15 protein-coding genes and 1 tRNA gene are annotated in these 19,116 nt (G+C 39.0%); 5 read left to right on the plus strand and 11 right to left on the minus strand.

Annotated elements, in window-relative coordinates; genetic code table 11:
• Positions 1–322: 322 nt before the first annotated feature.
• Both MSHOH_RS19715 and MSHOH_RS19720 read left to right on the plus strand, forming a co-directional pair.
• Complete coding sequence (locus MSHOH_RS19715) at positions 323–1,342, plus strand: cobalt-precorrin-5B (C(1))-methyltransferase (RefSeq protein WP_048142253.1); 1,020 nt, start codon at positions 323–325, stop codon at positions 1,340–1,342.
• A gap of 68 nt (positions 1,343–1,410) precedes the next feature.
• Positions 1,411–1,998 (plus strand): cobalt-precorrin-7 (C(5))-methyltransferase, encoded by a 588-nt coding sequence (locus MSHOH_RS19720; RefSeq protein ID WP_048142254.1) that lies wholly within the window; start codon positions 1,411–1,413, stop codon positions 1,996–1,998.
• 93 nt (positions 1,999–2,091) lie between these two features.
• Here the strand turns inward: MSHOH_RS19720 and MSHOH_RS19725 are convergent, their stop codons facing one another.
• Positions 2,092–2,856 carry an A24 family peptidase C-terminal domain-containing protein gene (locus tag MSHOH_RS19725; RefSeq protein ID WP_048142256.1) on the minus strand — a complete coding sequence of 255 codons (765 nt, stop codon included), beginning with the start codon at positions 2,854–2,856 and terminating at the stop codon, positions 2,092–2,094.
• A gap of 260 nt (positions 2,857–3,116) precedes the next feature.
• On the opposite strand from MSHOH_RS19725, the gene MSHOH_RS19730 reads away from it, so the two are divergent.
• Positions 3,117–3,190, plus strand: a tRNA-Val gene (locus MSHOH_RS19730).
• On the opposite strand, the gene MSHOH_RS23250 is transcribed toward MSHOH_RS19730, so the two are convergent.
• The 8 genes from MSHOH_RS23250 to MSHOH_RS19760 form a co-directional block, all read right to left on the minus strand.
• A complete protein-coding gene (locus tag MSHOH_RS23250) occupies positions 3,179–3,484 on the minus strand; it encodes a hypothetical protein (RefSeq protein ID WP_082089431.1) in 306 nt (101 codons plus the stop codon). The genes MSHOH_RS19730 and MSHOH_RS23250 overlap by 12 nt on opposite strands.
• Before the next feature lie 497 nt (positions 3,485–3,981).
• Positions 3,982–4,530: a hypothetical protein gene (locus MSHOH_RS19735; RefSeq protein WP_048142258.1), complete on the minus strand. Its 549-nt coding sequence runs from the start codon at positions 4,528–4,530 to the stop codon at positions 3,982–3,984.
• A 98-nt stretch (positions 4,531–4,628) separates the two neighbouring features.
• Complete coding sequence (locus MSHOH_RS19740; RefSeq protein ID WP_048142260.1) at positions 4,629–5,162, minus strand: hypothetical protein; 534 nt, start codon at positions 5,160–5,162, stop codon at positions 4,629–4,631.
• 296 nt (positions 5,163–5,458) lie between these two features.
• Positions 5,459–5,629, minus strand: a complete 171-nt coding sequence (locus tag MSHOH_RS24115) for a hypothetical protein (RefSeq protein WP_158024243.1) — start codon at positions 5,627–5,629, stop codon at positions 5,459–5,461.
• Between the two features lie 320 nt (positions 5,630–5,949).
• Positions 5,950–7,440: a type I restriction-modification system subunit M gene (locus tag MSHOH_RS19750; protein ID WP_048142262.1), complete on the minus strand. Its 1,491-nt coding sequence runs from the start codon at positions 7,438–7,440 to the stop codon at positions 5,950–5,952.
• The gene (locus tag MSHOH_RS25900; RefSeq protein ID WP_338037953.1) at positions 7,433–7,696 is read right to left on the minus strand and encodes a Fic family protein; all 264 of its coding nucleotides are present in this window, start codon (positions 7,694–7,696) and stop codon (positions 7,433–7,435) included. The genes MSHOH_RS19750 and MSHOH_RS25900 overlap by 8 nt, the downstream gene beginning before the upstream one ends.
• Before the next feature lie 143 nt (positions 7,697–7,839).
• On the minus strand, positions 7,840–9,870 hold the full coding sequence (locus tag MSHOH_RS19755) for a restriction endonuclease subunit S (RefSeq protein ID WP_239451072.1): 2,031 nt from the start codon (positions 9,868–9,870) through the stop codon (positions 7,840–7,842).
• Complete coding sequence (locus MSHOH_RS19760; protein ID WP_162197666.1) at positions 9,848–11,356, minus strand: PIN domain-containing protein; 1,509 nt, start codon at positions 11,354–11,356, stop codon at positions 9,848–9,850. The genes MSHOH_RS19755 and MSHOH_RS19760 overlap by 23 nt, the downstream gene beginning before the upstream one ends.
• Positions 11,357–11,748: 392 nt before the next feature.
• Between MSHOH_RS19760 and MSHOH_RS19765 the strand changes: the two genes are divergently transcribed.
• Positions 11,749–12,318: a hypothetical protein gene (locus MSHOH_RS19765; protein ID WP_048142266.1), complete on the plus strand. Its 570-nt coding sequence runs from the start codon at positions 11,749–11,751 to the stop codon at positions 12,316–12,318.
• Between the two features lie 170 nt (positions 12,319–12,488).
• On the opposite strand, the gene MSHOH_RS19770 is transcribed toward MSHOH_RS19765, so the two are convergent.
• On the minus strand, positions 12,489–14,168 hold the full coding sequence (locus MSHOH_RS19770; RefSeq protein WP_158024244.1) for an RNA-binding domain-containing protein: 1,680 nt from the start codon (positions 14,166–14,168) through the stop codon (positions 12,489–12,491).
• 217 nt (positions 14,169–14,385) lie between these two features.
• On the opposite strand from MSHOH_RS19770, the gene MSHOH_RS19775 reads away from it, so the two are divergent.
• Positions 14,386–15,765 (plus strand): hypothetical protein, encoded by a 1,380-nt coding sequence (locus MSHOH_RS19775; protein ID WP_162197667.1) that lies wholly within the window; start codon positions 14,386–14,388, stop codon positions 15,763–15,765.
• Between the two features lie 585 nt (positions 15,766–16,350).
• Here MSHOH_RS19775 and MSHOH_RS19780 read toward each other — a convergent pair.
• Positions 16,351–19,104 (minus strand): type I restriction endonuclease subunit R, encoded by a 2,754-nt coding sequence (locus MSHOH_RS19780; protein WP_048142270.1) that lies wholly within the window; start codon positions 19,102–19,104, stop codon positions 16,351–16,353.
• Between the last annotated feature and the right edge of the window lie 12 nt (positions 19,105–19,116).

Here is a 19,116-nt window from a genome sequence, read left to right on the forward strand (position 1 = left end):
GGCTAGTACTGACATCACAGGCATCATTCCACAAGGCTATTTTTCACACACCAACCCCCCAAACCCCAACAAAGAATGGTCACCCCCCATTCAAACCCCCAAGAGAAATACCCCCCACTTCCAGAAAAACGAAAACTCCATTTTTGGAATGATGCCATTCTTTTCTATTATTAGATTTTTACTATTATTGTTCCGTTATTTTACATATCGGCATATTTGGACACTAGCTGTGTTTGAGCTATGTTTATTGAGTCTCTCTTCTAATTCTTTTCCGATTTTCAGGTCAATACATTTATAATAAAAAACCTCCGAGTATTCTTCCATGATAGATCCTGTTAACAATTTCAAGATCCCTGAAGAATGGATTGCCCGCACAGGGCTGCCCAGGGAAGAACTTGAAAAAAACGTGGCATCCGGCATGGTCGTGGTCTTGAGTGACGGGTCAGTCCTCAAGCGAGGATATACGACAGGAACCACAGCCAGTGCTGCTGCAAAAGCTGCTGTCCTTTCCCTTAAGAAAAAGATTGACAGCGTATCCGTTCCTACCCCGGTAGGACTGAGAGCTCACCTTGAGGTCAGCGAGTCTTCCCCCGGACGTGCAGTTGTAAAGAAGATTCCTAATGACCATGAATCCGATGTCACACGCGGGCTTGAATTTGTTGGTGAAGCCAGAGAAACCCAGGGAATCCGCATCCTCGGAGGAAGAGGCATAGGGGTTGTAAAAAGGGACGGACTCCAGGTCCCGAAAGGCAAGCCAGCCATAAACCCGAAACCCATGGAACAGATAACAGCAGCCGTGAAAGAAGCTGTAGAGGAGCTGGGGTTGCAGGGAGCCGAAGTCACAATTTCAATTCCTGAAGGAGAAAGGATCGGGAAAGAGACTCTGAATAGCAGGATAGGAGTCGAAGGTGGGATTTCTGTCCTCGGAAGTACAGGTTTTGTTGAGCCATGGAACGACCATCTCGGAGAAATGAGAGGAGATCTTATCCGCTGCACGGACAAGGTGGTTTTGACCACAGGGCGGATAGGGATGCGGTATTCTCACATGCTCTTCCCTGAATATACCGTTGTTATGGTAGGAAGCAGGATATCAGAAGGGCTTGATTATGCTTCAGGAGACATTATTATCTGCGGGCTTCCCGGCCTTGTCCTGAAATGGGGAAACCCTGAGATGCTTGAAGGCAGCGGATATGCAACTGTAGTTGAAATGCTTGAAAAGGCTCCTGAGCACGAGCGCCTGAAAGAAGCTTTCGAGATGGCAGTCGAGAAAGGAAAGGGTGCAAGAATCGTTGTAATCGACAGAGACGGGTCTATCCTTATGGATAGCAAAAGTGAGAAGTAAAAGAATCAAAGCAAAAATTAAAGCAAAAATTAAAGTGAGAATAAATCGGACAGAGGGGAAGAAAAACTATGATAGTGGTAGGAGTCGGGGTCGGGCCCGGCATGCTTACGGAAGAAGGCATAAGGGCGATAAAGAAGGCTTCGGTCGTTTACGGTGCAAAAAGAGCGATTGAACTTGCACAGGAACATATTACCTGCGAAGCAAAAACAATTAAAGACTATAAGTCTCTCCACCTCCTGCCCGCAGATGCAGTTGTCCTGTCCACAGGAGACCCCATGTTTTCCGGGCTCGGAAAATTTGCAGGGGAAAAGGATACCGTAATTCCCGGAATTTCTTCAATGCAGGCAGCATGTGCCAGAACGAAAGTGAACCTGACAAACCTCTGTGCGATAACAGCCCACGGCAGGGACTTTGAGCCTGCAAAAGCCGAACTGATCCGGGAGTTGAAGAACGGAAGAAATATCTTCCTGCTGCCGGAAGAGACATTCGGCTCCCACGAAGTTGCAGAAATTCTCAAAGAGCTCGGGATAGAAGCTGAGCTCTATACCTGTGAAAACCTCGGCTATCCGGAAGAAAGGATAGCAAAAGGAACTCCTGATAATCCCCCCATTGCAGAAACTATTCTCTACGGACTGCTTGTCGTGCAGAAAAAATAAAAAGAGAAAAAGAAAAAAAATTCTACAGACTTTCGGCTTATTTCAAAGTTCAAAGATTTTCAGTTTACTCTGAATGTTTGATTTATATTCGATTTAGCTCCCAAAAAAGCTAAAGACGGCATAAAAGATCAAGTCCCCGAAAATAACTGCGGTTATGAAGCCTGCTGTAATTGAGAGCATAAAAGGCAGGCCCGGAGTAACCCATACTTCTTTTTCAATTAACCCTTTTTTTAAGTATTCTTCAAGTTCGGGTTTCCGGTTTGCGTCAAAGTCAAGCCCTGTCCGTGCAAACTTCCTGATGACAACCCCGTTTTCGTCAAGCTCGAATTTTTCAAGCAGGCCCAGATGTTCCTTATTTTTCAGGGAGGAAACTTCAGTCCTGTACCCGATGAACATGTAGAAAGGCTTTTTGAGCATTTCAGGTGAGTAATGCAGAAGGTTGTAGCAGAACATCCCGAGAGGCACGAGTACAGTTACAAGGAGAGCATTTTCCAGCACCGTGAAGGTGAAGAGCCCTATCGAAGGCAGCCCTAACAGGGGATAGACCTTTCCCGAAAGCTGGAAAACCGGATAGAGAGGGAATAAAATGGAAAGCACTATCAACCCTTTTGCGTCCCCGCCCCCGAAGGCTCCAAGCTGGAAAAGGATGTAAATCGAAATAAAGACAATAACTGCCGAAATAATTAGAGATTTAAGATAAGGAATCCCCCCGGTAAAAACTTCATAGATTACAAATACAGAACCCGATGCAAGCATGTATTTCCAGACTTTGTTCGAGACTCTGCGTGCCTTCAGGTCGGTGTAGCACCCGTAGAGCAAAAACGGCATGGTGAAAAGGATTTTCAGGATTTCTATCATACAAACCAGGCAATTAAATTATTCCTATAGTTAAGAACATTATTACTTTTTTACTTTTTTACCTTATCGCCTGAGTAAAGGTTCCCGAAATAAAGCTGGAAATTTAAGTCGCTAACTGAAAAACTCCTGCTGGAAAAATACGAAATTAATCACATAACAGGTCCGGTCAAGCCCAAAATAAGGACGCAAGCGATAAGCTTATACACAAGAAGTTCTATTTTATGGTTGCTTAACCCTTTTAATTTTCAATTTCAATCCGTGGGCTCGTGGTCTAGACGGTTATGACGTCGCCTTCACACGGCGGAGGTCCTGAGTTCGAATCTCAGCGGGCCCACTTTTCTTTATCATCTTTATTTTTGGATTCTAAGAACGTATTGACCTTCTTTTCGAGTGCTTCTATTCTTGCTTCAAGGTCAGATTTTACGTCTGGTTGTATAATATTAAGTTCGCCGTTGAATTTTTCATCAAGGGAAATAACATAGACAGGCTTACCGTTATATTCAGTTTTGAATATATGTCCAGTTTCCCCAACGTGATCCAATTCAGATTGAGGTAGCCTTATTAAAATATATGATATATCTGGTTTTGCTTGCAGTTTTGTGAGCTTTGATTTCCCTAAATGCTTCATTTTTTGCCTCCACGATGTTAATAATTAGTTGTTAACCTTTATACAACTTTTTATTTTTAATAAGGAGATAGACGGATAAAAAAGGGAAATGATTTCTCTATAAAAATCTATCAATTTTTGTGAAATTCTATTTCAGGTTTCTCACAGAGGGTCTGCAAAGTTTGATAAAAGGTACTGAGCTCAAACATTTGCCCAAAAAGTAGTTTAAATGGCTATAGCAACAGGGACCCAATGCCAGAACCTTTTCAAAATAATCCTGCTTCGGTGATTGAAACTAATTGACAGTTATTTCAGACTTGTAATTTTGGTAACTGACAGCCAGAACCCCCCTCAAAATTCCACAGAACTTTTTTAAAATACCGTATCCCTCGTAATTTGAGCCAATATTTTAAGTTTCAATAGTTTCAAAAAAAATACACTGATATAAAATTCAATCGTTAAATATTACTCTAAAATTTAAATTTGTGTAATTTTATTTGCACAATAGTGATGTTATATCAATTACCTCTATCCAATTGCTCTTCAAATTGTCTTATAAATCTATCTGCATCCTTTTCTTTTAATCTCTTTCTTACAGTTTTCTCTCTATAAAAAATTACCACTTCGATAGGTAGTGCTTTATCTAGAAAATCACCTTTATTGAGTTCAGTAAATCTATCAATAGCTGTTCTTGAAAAGCCCCATGCAGCGTCTAACGATTTCGTTTCACCTGCAAGAAGATCAAATTTTGTAGTATTATGCAACACATCTCCTTTCATAGTTGGATGTAAAGCGAGTGGATCCAATTTTTTAAAAGTAACAAGACCCTCACAATTTAGAGCGTCTCGATGCCCTTTGTTGCAAACTTCTACACTTATGCTAGAGATAGTACACTTCCATTCTTCATCCAGTTCCCCTTCATCATCCAGTCCTCTTTCACCACCCAACCCTAGATTAATCGACTTAATCTTTATTATGGGTTTATTGATACCAAAAGCATATGCAACCACATTTGTTAATGCAAGAATCAATTTTTTTAAAAAAGGAGAGAAAGTTAAATCAGTCATCACTCAGCACCTAATTCAATTACGATAAATCCTAAGAGAGCGTCTTTAATCAAAATCTTGGCTCTCATCATATATGCTTCTGTAAAAGTCGTACACAGTTATGCGCATCGATAATCTTGTTCTTCACTATTTCTTATGAGCTTATCTACATCCTTTTCTTCTAATCTCTTTCTTACAGTTTTCTCCCCATAAAAAATTACTACTTCAATAGGTGGAACTTTATCCATAAAATCACACTTATAATATCTAATAGGCTCAGTAGGATTTGTTTTTGAAAAACCCCATGAAACTGACAGTGTTTTTGTTTCACCAGCAAGAAGATTAAATTTTATAGTTTTATGAGACCCATTCATTTCTTCAACTGAATACAACGTGAGTGAATTCAATTTTTTAAAAGTGATTACAGCATAACAATTTTGAGCATCTTTTTTTCCTTTATTGTGAACTTCTACTACTATGCCAGGGATATAATGCGTCCATCCGTCATCATGGTTCCCTACACCATTTATTCCAGGATAAATCGATTTAATCTTTATTATGGGTTTATCGATGTAAAAAGAATATACACCTACTAAACCAAACAAAAGAGAAATTGCTCCCATTAAAAAAGAAGCTATATTTAAATCAATCAATGCTTAACACCTAGTGCTTCTATTTCAAAATCAATTCCTTATTTATTGGGAAAATCCGTGATCATCAGATCTGTTTAAAAGCCAAGTTTTATGAATCTACTTCGGAATCGCAGTACTAGTTCAATTACTGTAAATTCCAAGAGTGTCTTTAATCAGAATCTTGACTCTCATCATACATTCTTCATTAAAAGCCATAGACAGTAATATGTCATAATATATATTAAACGTTTTTATTTTACTGAGTACCTAGGATATTTATTGGTTTAGAGGTTTTTCGTTTTATTGGGGTTATAGTTTTAATTTTCAACAGATTCCGAGATTGGGAATGCAACTTCAATATCGGCATTTTCCTCTTCAACTGCTTTCTGAGCTTCTTCAACCGTAGTCTCATACCAGAGCAAAACAGCAGAGGCTGTAATCCGAATATTTTTGCTGAAAACAAACTCACAAATTCTAGAAAATATCACCGCAATTTCCCGGCAGCTCCTTTCTTGCGCATATCAAGCACAAGTTGGGGGAGGTTCTACAATAGTAACCTTGGACATCAAAAATCTCCTTAATCTGTTGAACGTGTATTGAAAGGCTGTAATATAAATTTAAGGATTATTGAGCTTTATTCAATTAACAAGGCGGAGGTCCTGAGTTCGAATCTCAGCGGGCCCACTTTTCTTTAGCTTCTCCTGGAACTTACTTTCTAATTTTAAGAGTTAATCAGGTTTTTATTTCAGGTTTTCAAGTTTTTTAAGAATAGATGTATGTCTGCATAAGCAGACAAATGTTTCAGTTATCACTCACCATTTCCATTAATTGTGAGCAGGATCTCCTTAAAACTTGCAAGTGAAGCCTCCATGTTCTCTATTATCTCATTTGCGAGAATATCAGGGTCAGGAAGGTTATCTAGGTCAGCTAGACTTTTATCTTTGAGCCAGAAAATGTCCAGGTTCGTTTTGTCTCTTGATACAATTTCGTCATAGCCGAATTTCCTGAACCTGCCTTCGGGAGTTTCTTCACTCCAGGTTTCTTTACGACTGTGACGGTTTTCAGGGTTGTAGCATTTGATAAAGTCTTCAAGGTCCGAATATCTCATAGGGTTCTTTTTCAATGTGTGGTGCACGTTGGTGCGGTAGTCGTAGATCCATACCTCTTTTGCCCAGGGTTCTTTAGCTGCTGGTTTTGCTTCAAAGAAAAGAACGTTTGCCTTTACCCCATTTGCATAGAAAATACCTGTCGGCAGGCGCAGGATTGTGTGAAGGTCGGTGGTTTCTAAAAGCTTTTTGCGGATGGTCTCTCCTGCTCCGCCTTCGAAAAGGACGTTATCAGGCAGTACCACTGCTGCCTGCCCACCGGTTTTGAGGATTGTGTGGATGTGCTGCAAAAAGTTGAGCTGCTTGTTGTTTGTGGTTGTCCAGAAGTCTTGGCGGTTGTAAGTGAGGTCTTCTTTTTCCTGCTCGCCTTCTTCGTTAGTGAAGGTCATGCTGCTCTTCTTTCCAAAAGGCGGATTTGTGAGGATGTAATCGTAACGGTAACCCGGATCGGCTATGAGCGCATCGGAATTTGAGATCATGGGCTCTCCGTCTATTTCCCCTATATTGTGCAGGAACATGTTCATCAGGGCAAGTCGCCTTGTCCCTGCAACGATTTCGTTTCCGCCGAAAGTTTTGTTTTTCAGGAAGCGGCTCTGTTCACGATCTAGCCGATAGTACGAAGTAAGGAAGTCATAAGTTGCTAAAAAGAACCCGCCTGTACCGCAGCAGGGATCCCCGATTGTTTTCAGGGGTTCGGGCTGGAGGCACTGGACCATGACCTTGATGAGAGGCCTCGGGGTGAAGTACTGCCCGGCTCCGCTTTTTGTATCTTCGGCATTTTTCTGCAGGAGCCCCTCGTAGATCTCTCCTTTTGTATCCACACCCATCATTACCCAGCTTTCTTTGTCGATCATGTCAATGATCTTGTACAGCATGGCAGGGTCGCTGACTTTGTTCTGAGCTTTGAGGAAGATCTGACCGAGCATCCCGGGCTTTTTCCCTAGCGCTTCCAGAAGCTCCCTGTAATGAGTGTCGAGTTCTGCCCCACGCTGCTGTTTCAGATTATCCCAAGTATATTCCTCCGGGATGCCGATATTTCTGTTGTACGGCGGCTTCCTGTATTCTTCAGCCATTTTCAGGAATATGAGGTAGGTCAACTGTTCCAGATAATCTCCGTAGCTCACGCCCCCGTCCCTCAGGACGTTGCAGAAGCTCCAGACTTTGGAAACGATGGATGAGGTATTTTCAGACATGGTTTGGATCCTTGAGTTTGGAATAATATTTTTGATTTGGGCTACTTGGTTTATCAGGGATGGTCATATGGAGAATACCGGCCTCCAAAAGAGGTTTTAATATATGCTTTCGGAAATGTTCCCTATGTGTTAATTGTAAGTGTTCCATAATCTCAGTGGCTGTTTTAGGTTCCTTACAAAATTCGATTATTATTTCCTGTTTATCGACATGTGAGGTAGCTTGCGCGGTAGCTTGCGGGGTAACTTGGGGGGTAATTTACAGGATCATTTACGGTATCACTTACAGTATCATTTAACCAGCCAGTGATATCCTTTGATCCTGTGGTTTATGTTTTTACGCCCTCAATTGCTCCTTCAATTGAACTCTCAGTTTTCTCACTATCAATAGGCATAATCAGATTACAATTCATTTTCCTTTTCCATTTTTTTCATTCCCTGTTCTTTCCGCCTTATTCTTTCCAGCAAAACCTCAGCCGGCTCCCAATCCTCTGCCCCTTGAACCTCTGCAAGTTCCCTTTCATTAAGCAGCTTCCCCTCAAATGCTTTTTTCAAAATACTCTGCCGCAGTGCTTCGGCTTTTTCCAGATTTGTTTCAATATCCTGCTCTATTTTATCGCAGATTGAAAGGCGGGTTTCTATTTCCTGAACAATGGCTTGTTGTTCGGAAAGAGAACATAGAGGGAATGGATAATTCCCAAGCTTTTCACCGTTTATATTTGATTGATTAACACCATCGGTTTTTACGGAATTACCATGAACTTTTGCTATATGACAATTCAAAAAGTAGTTCAAATAGTCTGCAACTACTAATTCTGGAAGTTGATTTATTCTTATTAGATAACCAGCAAAAATAGCAGGTCTTTCACCTTTATAAACAGCTGTTTTACCAACTAATTCAGGACTATTGGTACGATTAAAAAGAACATCATCTCTTCTTAATAAATATTTTTCAATTTCGATTTTATCACGTGAATAAACTAGATTACTCCAGTCAAATCTTCCGTTTTGAATATTTCCCATACGCAGTACAGCAACATCACCCGATTCTTTTGATTTCGCTGATGTTCCATACTCTACGCCAAGTGTAAGATCTCCAATCTTTACCCAATTCCATTCACTTGGCAATCTATTCAAATCTTCTAATTCGTTCTCAGTGAAAGGTTTAACCTGTTTCAATTTTTTGCCTGAGACTTTTGCAGCTTTTTCTTTTTCCTTCCTGATCCTTTGAAGCAACTCCCCAGCATTCGGCAAATCCGTCTGCTGCTCCCGCCATTTTTTCGTTAGCTCCCCCTCAAATGCTTTCTTCAGCACCGCCTGCCGGTAAACTTTGAGTTGTTCCTGTGCCAGTTTGAGGTTTGAGATTCCATTATCCAATTCACTGAAGAGTTGCTCGATTTTGGAGACTATAGAGCGTTGTTCAGGAAGTGGTGCAAAAGGGATTTTTTCACTCTTTAAAACTGCACCTGAGATGGCCTTAAATGTAGTACCGGTTCCTTTTTCATCTAACTCATTTTCAATTAATCTCAAAAAGTAGAACACATACTTGTTACAATGGGGGTAACGAATAGCTGCTAATCCTCTACCAATACAACACTTTTGGTTAGCTATATTTGTTGCTCCAACTGGAGCTCTAACTGAAATTAGAATATCGTTTGTTTCAGCGATCTTATTTGGCTCTAAACACCATTTTGAAACAATGGGGTGCAGTTCAGTAAACTCTGCTTTTCCTTGAAAGAACGGAAGACCGATGCTGTTTTCGTTGTAAGTTGAAGATGGTGGTGATTGTCCCATTATGATTTCAGCTATTTGATCTAATTCAGTTTCTACCCATCCAACTTTTTCTTCTTTAATTATGCTATTTTTCAGCAACTCTTCCGACAGTTCGGTCATCTTCTGAAATTCATTTCCATTGAAAAACTTAGTTTGTTTTTGTGTTTTGCTGTTGTTATTATTGTCATTTGAATTAGTGAGATATTCATTATCTGATTCCAATATCACTATATCTTGATTTTTTACTCTTGAAATACTATTGATGCTTTTGTTTTCAAAATAATCCAATGGTAAATAACAGTAAGATTGCGGTGGTCTAAAGTTCTTTTTTAATTTATAGGGATTAATTGGCTCAGATAATTCATTAAGATTGGTTATTTCAATTGCATAACCAATATCTGAATTTTTGAAATAATCAAAAAAGTCATTTTCAGAGATCCCCCCGTATTTCTGGCACTTATCCCAGAGTTTTTGAGGAGAATCGGCAATGATTCTGGCAATCTCGAATGATGCAACTATTTTTTTGACAGGAGAACTCGAGTAAATGAATACTTTACTTATATCTTTTTTCTTGAAAATGGATTTTCTAAATTCGAATATCTTTTTACCAGCTAGGATTTCATTGACATAAATTGGTTTAATTGATAGTAAAACGTTCATCGAGTTTGCCACCATTTTTTAGGATTAGATATCGTTCATGGTTTATTTCAGTTATCGATTGTGGAACACCTTTCAAAATACCATTTTCTATAAGATACTTCAGATTCAGAGGGTTGGGTAAATATAAATGATGCTTGAAACGAATTATAAAAACTGATTTTTCTGCCCATTCTTTAAGTTCTTCTTTAGAATATACACTTCTTTTACCTACAATTCTTTTAAGTTCATCTAAATTACTCGTTCTTGTCGGCTCCTGATCAATAATTCCTAGAGAAGTTATCGCTCTTTGATCATGTGAACGATAAAAAAGAATTATGTCCCCGAGTCCCAACCTTGAAGAGAATCTTGATGATAGATATGCTTTTTTTATTGCATTACCAGGAATATTGATTTCAAAATAATCTGTTAATTTCATTTGCCTTCTTTTGTATTCAGGAAATAGAATATCGTGATATTCAGGACGAATCGGGATCACAAATTTATTAACACTTTCACTATCTTTAAAGCAAGGATAGTATTTTCTAGCAATCTCTAGTGACTGCAATTCGGTAGTTTCCGGGATAAATTTCTTTAGATATACCGGTTCATTATTTTTTGCTAGCTCTCCAACTTTTTCAAAACCAAAGTTCTCAATGAGATAAGTTAAGGTATCATCTTCAGTTTCAAAATGAGTTAAATAAATTTCAAAAATCTGATTATTTATGCAATACTGAAAAGCCATTTTAAGGAAGAGTTCACCAATTTTAGAGCCACGAAAATCAACCTTTAGCGTTGCAATTTTAACTCTTTTTGTGGCAGGAATGGGATGAGTATGCGTTTTAATGACTTCATTTTCTTCTTTTAACATAAGAAAAGCTTTAACTTCTTGATCCACCTCATAAGTATAACATTCACGGCCTTCTTTGATACACTTCTCATACCATTTTTTAAAATCCACATCTCCATAGTCTGATTTCAGTGAGTCAAAAAAAGGTTGGTTAATGTCAACTTCATGAGCATAGCATTTTCTCAATAAACTATGACTAGGGAAAAAACGTCGATAAAGGTCAGCAAAATAATTGAGAGCTGAATCTATTGAAAACACTCTATCATCAAGATTCAGTAAATTAGCTTTTTTTACAATTCCTCTATCTTCTGTTATTAGGAAATCGACAAGATTTTTCTTAAGTGAAAAAAGAATTTCGTTGTCATTTTTATCATGTGAATTTACCGGAATGCCAACTAAAGATGTAAATTCATCATCTGGAATAGGAGGTGAAGGAAGTAGAGGATAACCACGAAGCTTTGATAGAGTTATTTTCTTTCTTTCAGCATTATTATCATTATCAATATCTTTCAAAGAAGCAGGATGGATAAACTCTTGATGACCATGTTCTCGGATTATTGTTAACAATGCTTGTAGATTTGGAGGTAGCTCTTTTGGATCTTGAATATGAATTAAAATATTTGTATCATGTAGAAGTTTCATAATTCCAATCAGCCCCATTCATAAGAAAACAGAATAAATTTATGCTATTTAGGTACGTATAAATGTATTTCGAACCGTAAAACAGTAAATTTTAATTGAATGTTACACTTTTGTGTTCAAGCTTTCCAATTTCATAAATCATGACACACAACTATATTCCTCCGTTTGATATTCATGCCGCCAGAGCCTCATATAATTCTGTATTCGTACTTTTCTCCAAACCATTCATTATTAATTTTGGAGTACTTTTAAGATGTCAGTTAATTAAATAATTGTCTACTTGTATCTTTCAGCGATCTAATTAAAAATTTTAATGAGAAGTCTTATACAATATAGTTGCCATATCGTTTGAAAATGAATATTATTCCACATAGCAACAATTATCGAACTAAAGGTAAGGGGGAAGCAGATTGAGATTTTCATTAGATACTATTGCAGAGGACCTTTCTCCTTTAAGCGTTGCTATACTTGAATTACTGAAAGAAAAAGATAAGAAACCAGTAAAAGGAAACGTTGCTTTTCAAAAAGAGATGTTTCTGATAGCGAATTACATTGATAAGGTGAATGAACGAGCGGAATTCATTCCCCATATTCTCGGTCCATATAGTGAAGCTTCTGAAGTTAGTATTGATAACTTGGTATCAATGGGTCTTGTTGAAAAAAAGGACAATACTTACAAAATTACTCCATCGGGTATCAAAGTGTTGGGGCTGAAGCAGGATACCTTTTCTTCAGAAGAAAAAGAATCAATTGCTGACTTCAAAGAATTTATCAGTAATCTCACCAATGACGAAATTCTTCTTTTTATATATGCTTCATATCCTGATTACACCATCGAATCAACTGAATATCGCAGAATAATGAAATCAAGGGTTAAAAACTCGATTTCTATTTACAAAAAAGGCATCGTCAGTCTGGAAAAGGCTGCTTCTCTTGCAGGTGTAAACATAGAGACTTTTCTTGATTTACAGAAGAGGTAGAAACCTGAAAATATTTGATAACTCCTGAATTGTATGTTTATTCCGAACTTTTCTCCCAATTTTTCACCCAACCTTTTACTCCGAATTTTTCACCCCACTTTTCACCCACTTTTCACCACAGTTTTCATCACAGTTTTCTCCGAACTTTTCTCCGAACTCAATCTTAGAAATTAAATTTTATTAAAAGTGTCGGCAAGTTCCGGATCGACTTCCCAATGCCCACCTTTTGCAGGACCTATACGCTTCAAAATGCCCTTTTCCTTGAATTTTGTAACGTTGTTCTCAATAGCAGTAGTGCTGATCCCTATTCTCTGACTTAGTTCTACAATTGTGATCAGAGGGTCTTTTATTATTTCCTTAATTATCTCTAATTGGTTTTCACTCAACTTTTCACCCAACTTTTCACCCAACTTTTCACCCAACCCTACATCAGGAGTTAAGTTCTCTTTGAGGAAAGTAGCAAGTTCCTGGTCAACTTCCCAATATCCGCCTTTTGCGGAACCGATACGCTTCAAAATGCCTTTCTCTTTGAGTTTTGTAACGTTGTTTTCAATTGCAGTAGTACTAATTCCAATTCTTTGACTTAGTTCTACAATTGAGATTTGAGGATCATTTATTATTTTCTCGATTATCTCCAGCTGGTTTTCACCCAACTTTTCACCCAACTTTTCACCCAACTTTTCACCCAACTTTTCACCCAACTTTTCACCCAACTTTTCTTCCAATACCATATCTGGAGTTAACGCAAGTCTTCGGAAAATGACAGAAAACCCACTATCAAATGAAAATTCCACTGAAGAATTTTCATTCTCAGCCACAGCCTGTTTAATGCGGTTAATTCCTGTACCTACCTTTTCTATGTAATTTATGCGGTTTAAGAGAGAGGCGATAAGAGGATTGCGGGCAACGCTTTTGCTTCCGAAGTCAGAAGGCTTCAGGCCGCTCGGCAATCCACCTGGATTGGAGATCTCAACCCTGTCGTCAAAAACCTCAATGAGCACATTTGCGCTCTTATCAAAATAATCGCGGTGACAAACGGCATTTATAATAGCTTCTCTGAGTGCTACATCCGGAATATCAGGAATCTCTTCCCGCTGCAATTTCTCAATCTTGTATTGCACGTTTGTGTGCCTTTTGACGAAAAGAATGGCATTGTTGATGTTTTCAACAATATTCCCCTTGAAATCCTTCTTGTCAAGGATATTCACTTTTTCCGTTCCCTTATACAAAACACAGACAACTATGGCATGGTTTAACAGGAAATCGATATCTCTGGCAAAGAACAAAACTCCGGCATTGGTGAACTTGTTATCATCAGTGATGCAATCTAAATTCCTCAGCAAAGACATCTTGTCAATAGAATGAGTGATTCCTGCCAGATTCAAGAAATTTTCGAATGCCCTCTCATCAAAATCGTTTTCAAAAATCGCTTTATCATTTTTCAGCTCGTCAAAACGAACCCGACCTTCTTTCTGGAAAAACTCGATAATCTCATTGCGGGTAAGTTTCTGGGAGTTTGCTCCGTTTCGAATAAAGAATCCTCTGGAACAGGCGTAAGGTTTGTCGTTACCATCCGGCACGTCAACTACGATAAGATTGTCTTTGACTTCTATATCAACATCAAGATAGGGTTGCAATTGCCGTAGGGAATCCTGAATTCTTGATCTAAAACTGTTATCAGTATTTATTCCCTTTATGATTCCCTTATCGGAAACTCCGAGGATAATCTTACCTCCGCTAGAATTGGCAAAAGCACAAACCTCCTCGATAAATGATTTTTCAAAGGATTCTTTAAACTCGATGCGATACCCTTCTCCAGCATCTATCATATCTTGAATTGAATTCTCCATCTTCACGCCGCCAGAGCCTCACATAATTCTGTATTCGAATGTTATCAGTTTTGGAGTACTTTTAAGATGTCAGTTGATTAAATAATTGTCTACTTGTGCCTTTCAGTAATCTAATAAGAAATTTAAACTGATAAAGGCATATATGCCTGTATTATAGTCACAAACGAAGAAAAAGAGTCTCGAAAATATTGTAGCATTGAAAATTAACTGGGGATGATTGGGATTGCGAATTTTAATACTTATTCTGACAATCTTTGTTGTTATTAGTGGATGCGTTGAAGAAAATAATGCATCTCAATCAAATGAGTCGGCATATCAAGAGTCAGAAAATGTATCGTCTACAACCCTGTCACCCGAAGAAGAAAATATCCCTGAAATTGAAGTAACATCCTTTTCAAGTATTTATATGCGTGATAATACTGAAAGAGTGTATGACTACCTTTTTAGCTGGGATAACGTCCCTGGGAACGAAAATCAGAGCTTCATAAGTTACCTCAAGAATGATATGGGTATTGATTGGGCAGATAATGCGCAGATTGTCAAAACCAATGATAATGAAACTATTCTTGTATTTACATCCGAAAATTCGCTGGAATTTACGCTTGAAGATAATAAAAGTAAGATTCTAACGACCATTGGTTCCGATTCTTATTACGATTCTAAAAAAATCAAAAATGAAAACGGTAAGATTTGTGTCTGCCGGCTTGAATACGAACCCGGACCCAATATCACTGAAAAATATTATGCGGTATATAATCTGTCAATAAAGAATAATGGTTCAAATAACCTCGATTTTAACTTAAATGAACTTCATGTACGTGATGGGAATCACATATTTAATACCACAATTGACCCTGAAAGTCAATATTCGTATAGAAATGAGATGTTTTCAGATCTTAAAAAAGAAACTAAAATTGAAGATACAACTCTATTTCCAGAGCAAACTACAAGCGGGTATGTGATTTTTCAGGTTAGTTCACTGTATAATGAATCTTTCCTATTGATGTATAAGGGAACTCCTATTACCTCAACATCTTTCGAAAAGGGCGTAAAAGTTTTGAGAACAGCGGAAAGTTACAATTACTCGGTAATTTTTGGTATACCACCGTATGATTGTGGTGGCCTTAACTACACTTTTGAACCTGACTTTAAGGAATATCCGTATATATGGCCCAACTGGGTAAACAGAAGCGTATTTGAAGTTTTAAATAAGGCTGACTCCGAGAATATGGCAAAATTATCTATAGAAAACACACTCTCGAAAGATATGGAGCAAATACCCCCGATAAACATAGTATACGCATTAAAAGTCATACCTGAAACGAACGTAACAATGGTTCCAAATATTCGTTCCTCACACTTCTCACCATATACCCTTTGTGTTGATGATACTGGAGAGGAATTAATTAACTCCGAGTATGGTAAAATAATAGTTCTGAATTCACAGATGGGTTTCTCTAACGCAACAATAGTAAAAATTTCGTATCAAAACGTTTATGGACGGAAAGATCGTTTATCATTTATCGATCAGGATCTTATACTGGATGACGAACTGAATATAGTTGTAGCAAAGTATTATTGTGGAAATTTCGTCTGACATTATACAGATGCTCAGTAATATCCCATAAATCTAAAACGAAAATCTGAGGAAAGCAGTAAAAGAAGAGAAACGATTTTTATGATTTAACTTTGATTAAAAGAGTGATAAAGGGTTCACAAGGTTTGGTCTGCAACAATGAAGGTATTGTGGGACCAAGATTTACTCTGTCCTGAATTTGCTTCATTTTAAGCTTACACGTCAATGAAGTATATTACGGGATCAGGTTTCAGACTGCCCTGAATTTGCTTCATCTCGCAGTTTACGCCATAAATGAAGGATATTACGAGATCGGTTTTCAAGCCGTCCTGAATTTGCTCCCTTATAGCTACGCGTCAATGAAGTCTAATACGGAATCAGGTTTCAGACTGTCCTGAATCTGCTTCATTTTAAGCTTACACGTCAATGAAGTAGATTTCGAGATCGGTTTTCAAGCCGTCCAAGATTTGCTTCATTTTACAGCTTAGTTCCTTGTGAACAATATATAATATATAAGTCCCAGTATATAACACTGGCGGTATAATTACCGAGAGTAATATACATCGCTGTTTTCTTTGCTAAGTAGATATGTACTCCGAACTGAATTCAAGCTGTCAGAGCCTCATTCAGTTCACTAATCACAGTATTCATTTCGTCCCCGAAAAGCTGGTACATCCTGCCGCGCCCGCCAAGAGCGTCAAAAGGAGTGTAGTCGAGGTCGTCGATTTCCAGATGGAAGCTGGTTGCAACGTAATCTTTTATCATTCGAAGCAAGTTCATCTGGTCTTCATTGAATTTCAGGGTTCCCGCCTGTTTTTTGAATACCCAGTCCTGGAAATTGCGGTTTACGGTCTGGTCATATGATGTCAGCACAGGGTCAATCTCAGTTACCCTGCGGATCAGGGAAACAAGAGCTATAAGTTCATTTTTCGGGGAATTTCCGTTCACCTTTTCCAGCTGCTCGTAAGCCTGCCATATCCTGGAGGGGGCGAAGTGGGGCTTTTCCAGCCTCAGTTTTTCCATCACTTCTTTTATCATCGCATAGGTAACTTCCCTGCGCCGGTAGGGCTGGTTGTAGAAAATTCTCAGGGCTGTGATCTCGTCTTTATTAGCTTCCAGATATGCTTTAAAATCGTTGATCAGCTTCTCGTCCTTCGCCAAAATATCTGTATCCCATCCAGACTTTTTGAGGGCATCAAGATTCACGGTATCGATTATCTGTTCATGGACTCTGCGGACGTTTTCGATATACTCGTTCAGCTCGCCGGAAAAGGTAGATCTGGCAACATCAATAAGAATTTCCTGTGCCTTTTTCTTTGCATCTGTGTCCTGAATTTCCGGCTGGCGCAGTTTAATCTCATCAGATTTGAGGTCAATCATATCTGGGTTATATGCGTTGAGCAGGTCCTTTACAGTTTGATTGATAGTTTTTCCATTAGCTTTTTCAGCAAAAGTAGCTCTTTCGTCCTCGTTTATCTGCCTGTTCAACCTTGCAAGCCTGTTAGCCAGAGAAACATAAAGGTCTTCGTCCTGTGCACCAAAGGTTACTGCTGCAAGCAGGTCTTTCAGAGGTGTACTTTTCTTGCGTTCAAGAGGCCGGCTGTCGGTCTTCATGGTTTTTGTAACACCTATGGCGTCCACAATTACAAAATGAGTTTTAGCTGAAATGGCGGATGGTGTCACTTTGTGCAGGTCATCGAAGTCCAGAGTTCGTGTGCCTCGCCCCTTCATCTGCTCAAAATAATTGAGGCTTTTTACATCTCTCATAAAGAGCAGGCATTCCAATGGCTTAACATCAGTACCTGTTGCAATCATGTCTACTGTAACCGCTATTCTGGGATAGTAATCATTGCGAAAAGCTGACAATATCGATTTTGGATCTTCTTCAGCTTTGTATGTCACTTTCTTGCAAAAGGCATTGCCTTCTCCAAACTCTTCCCGCACTATATGGATAATATCATCGGCATGGCTGTCGTTTTTGGCGAAAATTAGGGTTTTAGGAACTTCTTTTCTGCCAGGAAAGATTTCGGGCAGCTTTTCCTTAAATGTCCTTATTACACGTCGTATCTGGCTAAGATTGACCACTTCCCTGTCCAGCTGCCTGGAAGTATAGGTGAAATCTTCGTCCAGCTGCTCCCAGCGTTTTTTGCGGGTAAGTTTCTCACGCCTGTCCACAAACTCCTGAGCAGGTATATTAGCCCCGTTTTTACTAATGTCAGTCTCGATTGTATACACATCATAGCCAACATTCACGCCGTCTGCAACTGCTTCTTCGTGGCTGTATTCGCTTACAACATTCTCATTAAAAAACCCGAAAGTACGCTTATCAGGTGTTGCAGTCAGTCCTATCAAAAAAGCATCAAAATAGTCCAGCACCTGCTGCCACAGGTTGTATATGGAACGGTGACACTCGTCTATGACAATAAAATCGAACTCCTCAATGGGAACCTTTTCATTATATACAACAGGAAGCGGTTCCTTTGGCTGCCAGCTCCTCTCGGCAGGGTTTTCCTCTTCGGTTTTTTCATCCATTTCTTCACCTTTCAGGATGGAGTAAAGCCGCTGGATTGTGGAAATGCATACCTGGCTGTCGGATGAAATATAGCTGGAACGCAGGCGCTGAACATTGTACAGCTCGGTAAATTTGCGGTTATCATCATTGGGCACATAAGCCATAAATTCCTGTTCCGCTTGTTCACCCAGGTTTTTGGTATCGACAAGGAAGAGTACTTTCTTAGCATCCGCAAATTTCAGCAATCTGTAAATGAAGGTTATTGCAGTATAGGTCTTTCCGGAACCGGTTGCCATCTGTATTAGAGCCCTCGGGCGGTAGTCCTTAAATGACTTTTCAAGGTTTGAAATAGCTGTTATCTGGCAGTCCCGCAGACCTCTGGTGTTCAATTCAGGAATATCCAGTAGCCTTTCACGTAGTGGTTTCTTTTTTAAGTGTTCTTCAAATGTCTCGGGACGGAAAAAAGAAAAAATAGGTCTTGACCTGGGTTTAGGGTCGCGAAAATCTGTAAACCGCGTAAGTTCCCCGGTACTCTCATATACAAAAGGAAGAGGGTCATTGTTGAGGTACTTTAGCTTACTTGAAGCATATTCAGCTGATTGTTCTTCAACAACGGTTAATCTGTGGCCTTCCTCATCCCTTTTTGCCTCAATAATTCCTACTGGCCTTTTATCAACAAACAGCACATAGTCAGCAGGTCCCACATCAGTCAGATATTCCTTAACTGCGATACCCCTTGAAGCACTCCAATCTATCCTGCTCTTTTTCTGCACAATCCAGCCAGCATCATTTAGTTTTTTATCAATTTCATTTCTGGCTTTTTGCTCAGGGGTCTGGTTATTGCTCATTATTTTACCTAC

It is taken from the genome of Methanosarcina horonobensis HB-1 = JCM 15518, from assembly GCF_000970285.1.
GTDB lineage: Archaea > Halobacteriota > Methanosarcinia > Methanosarcinales > Methanosarcinaceae > Methanosarcina > Methanosarcina horonobensis.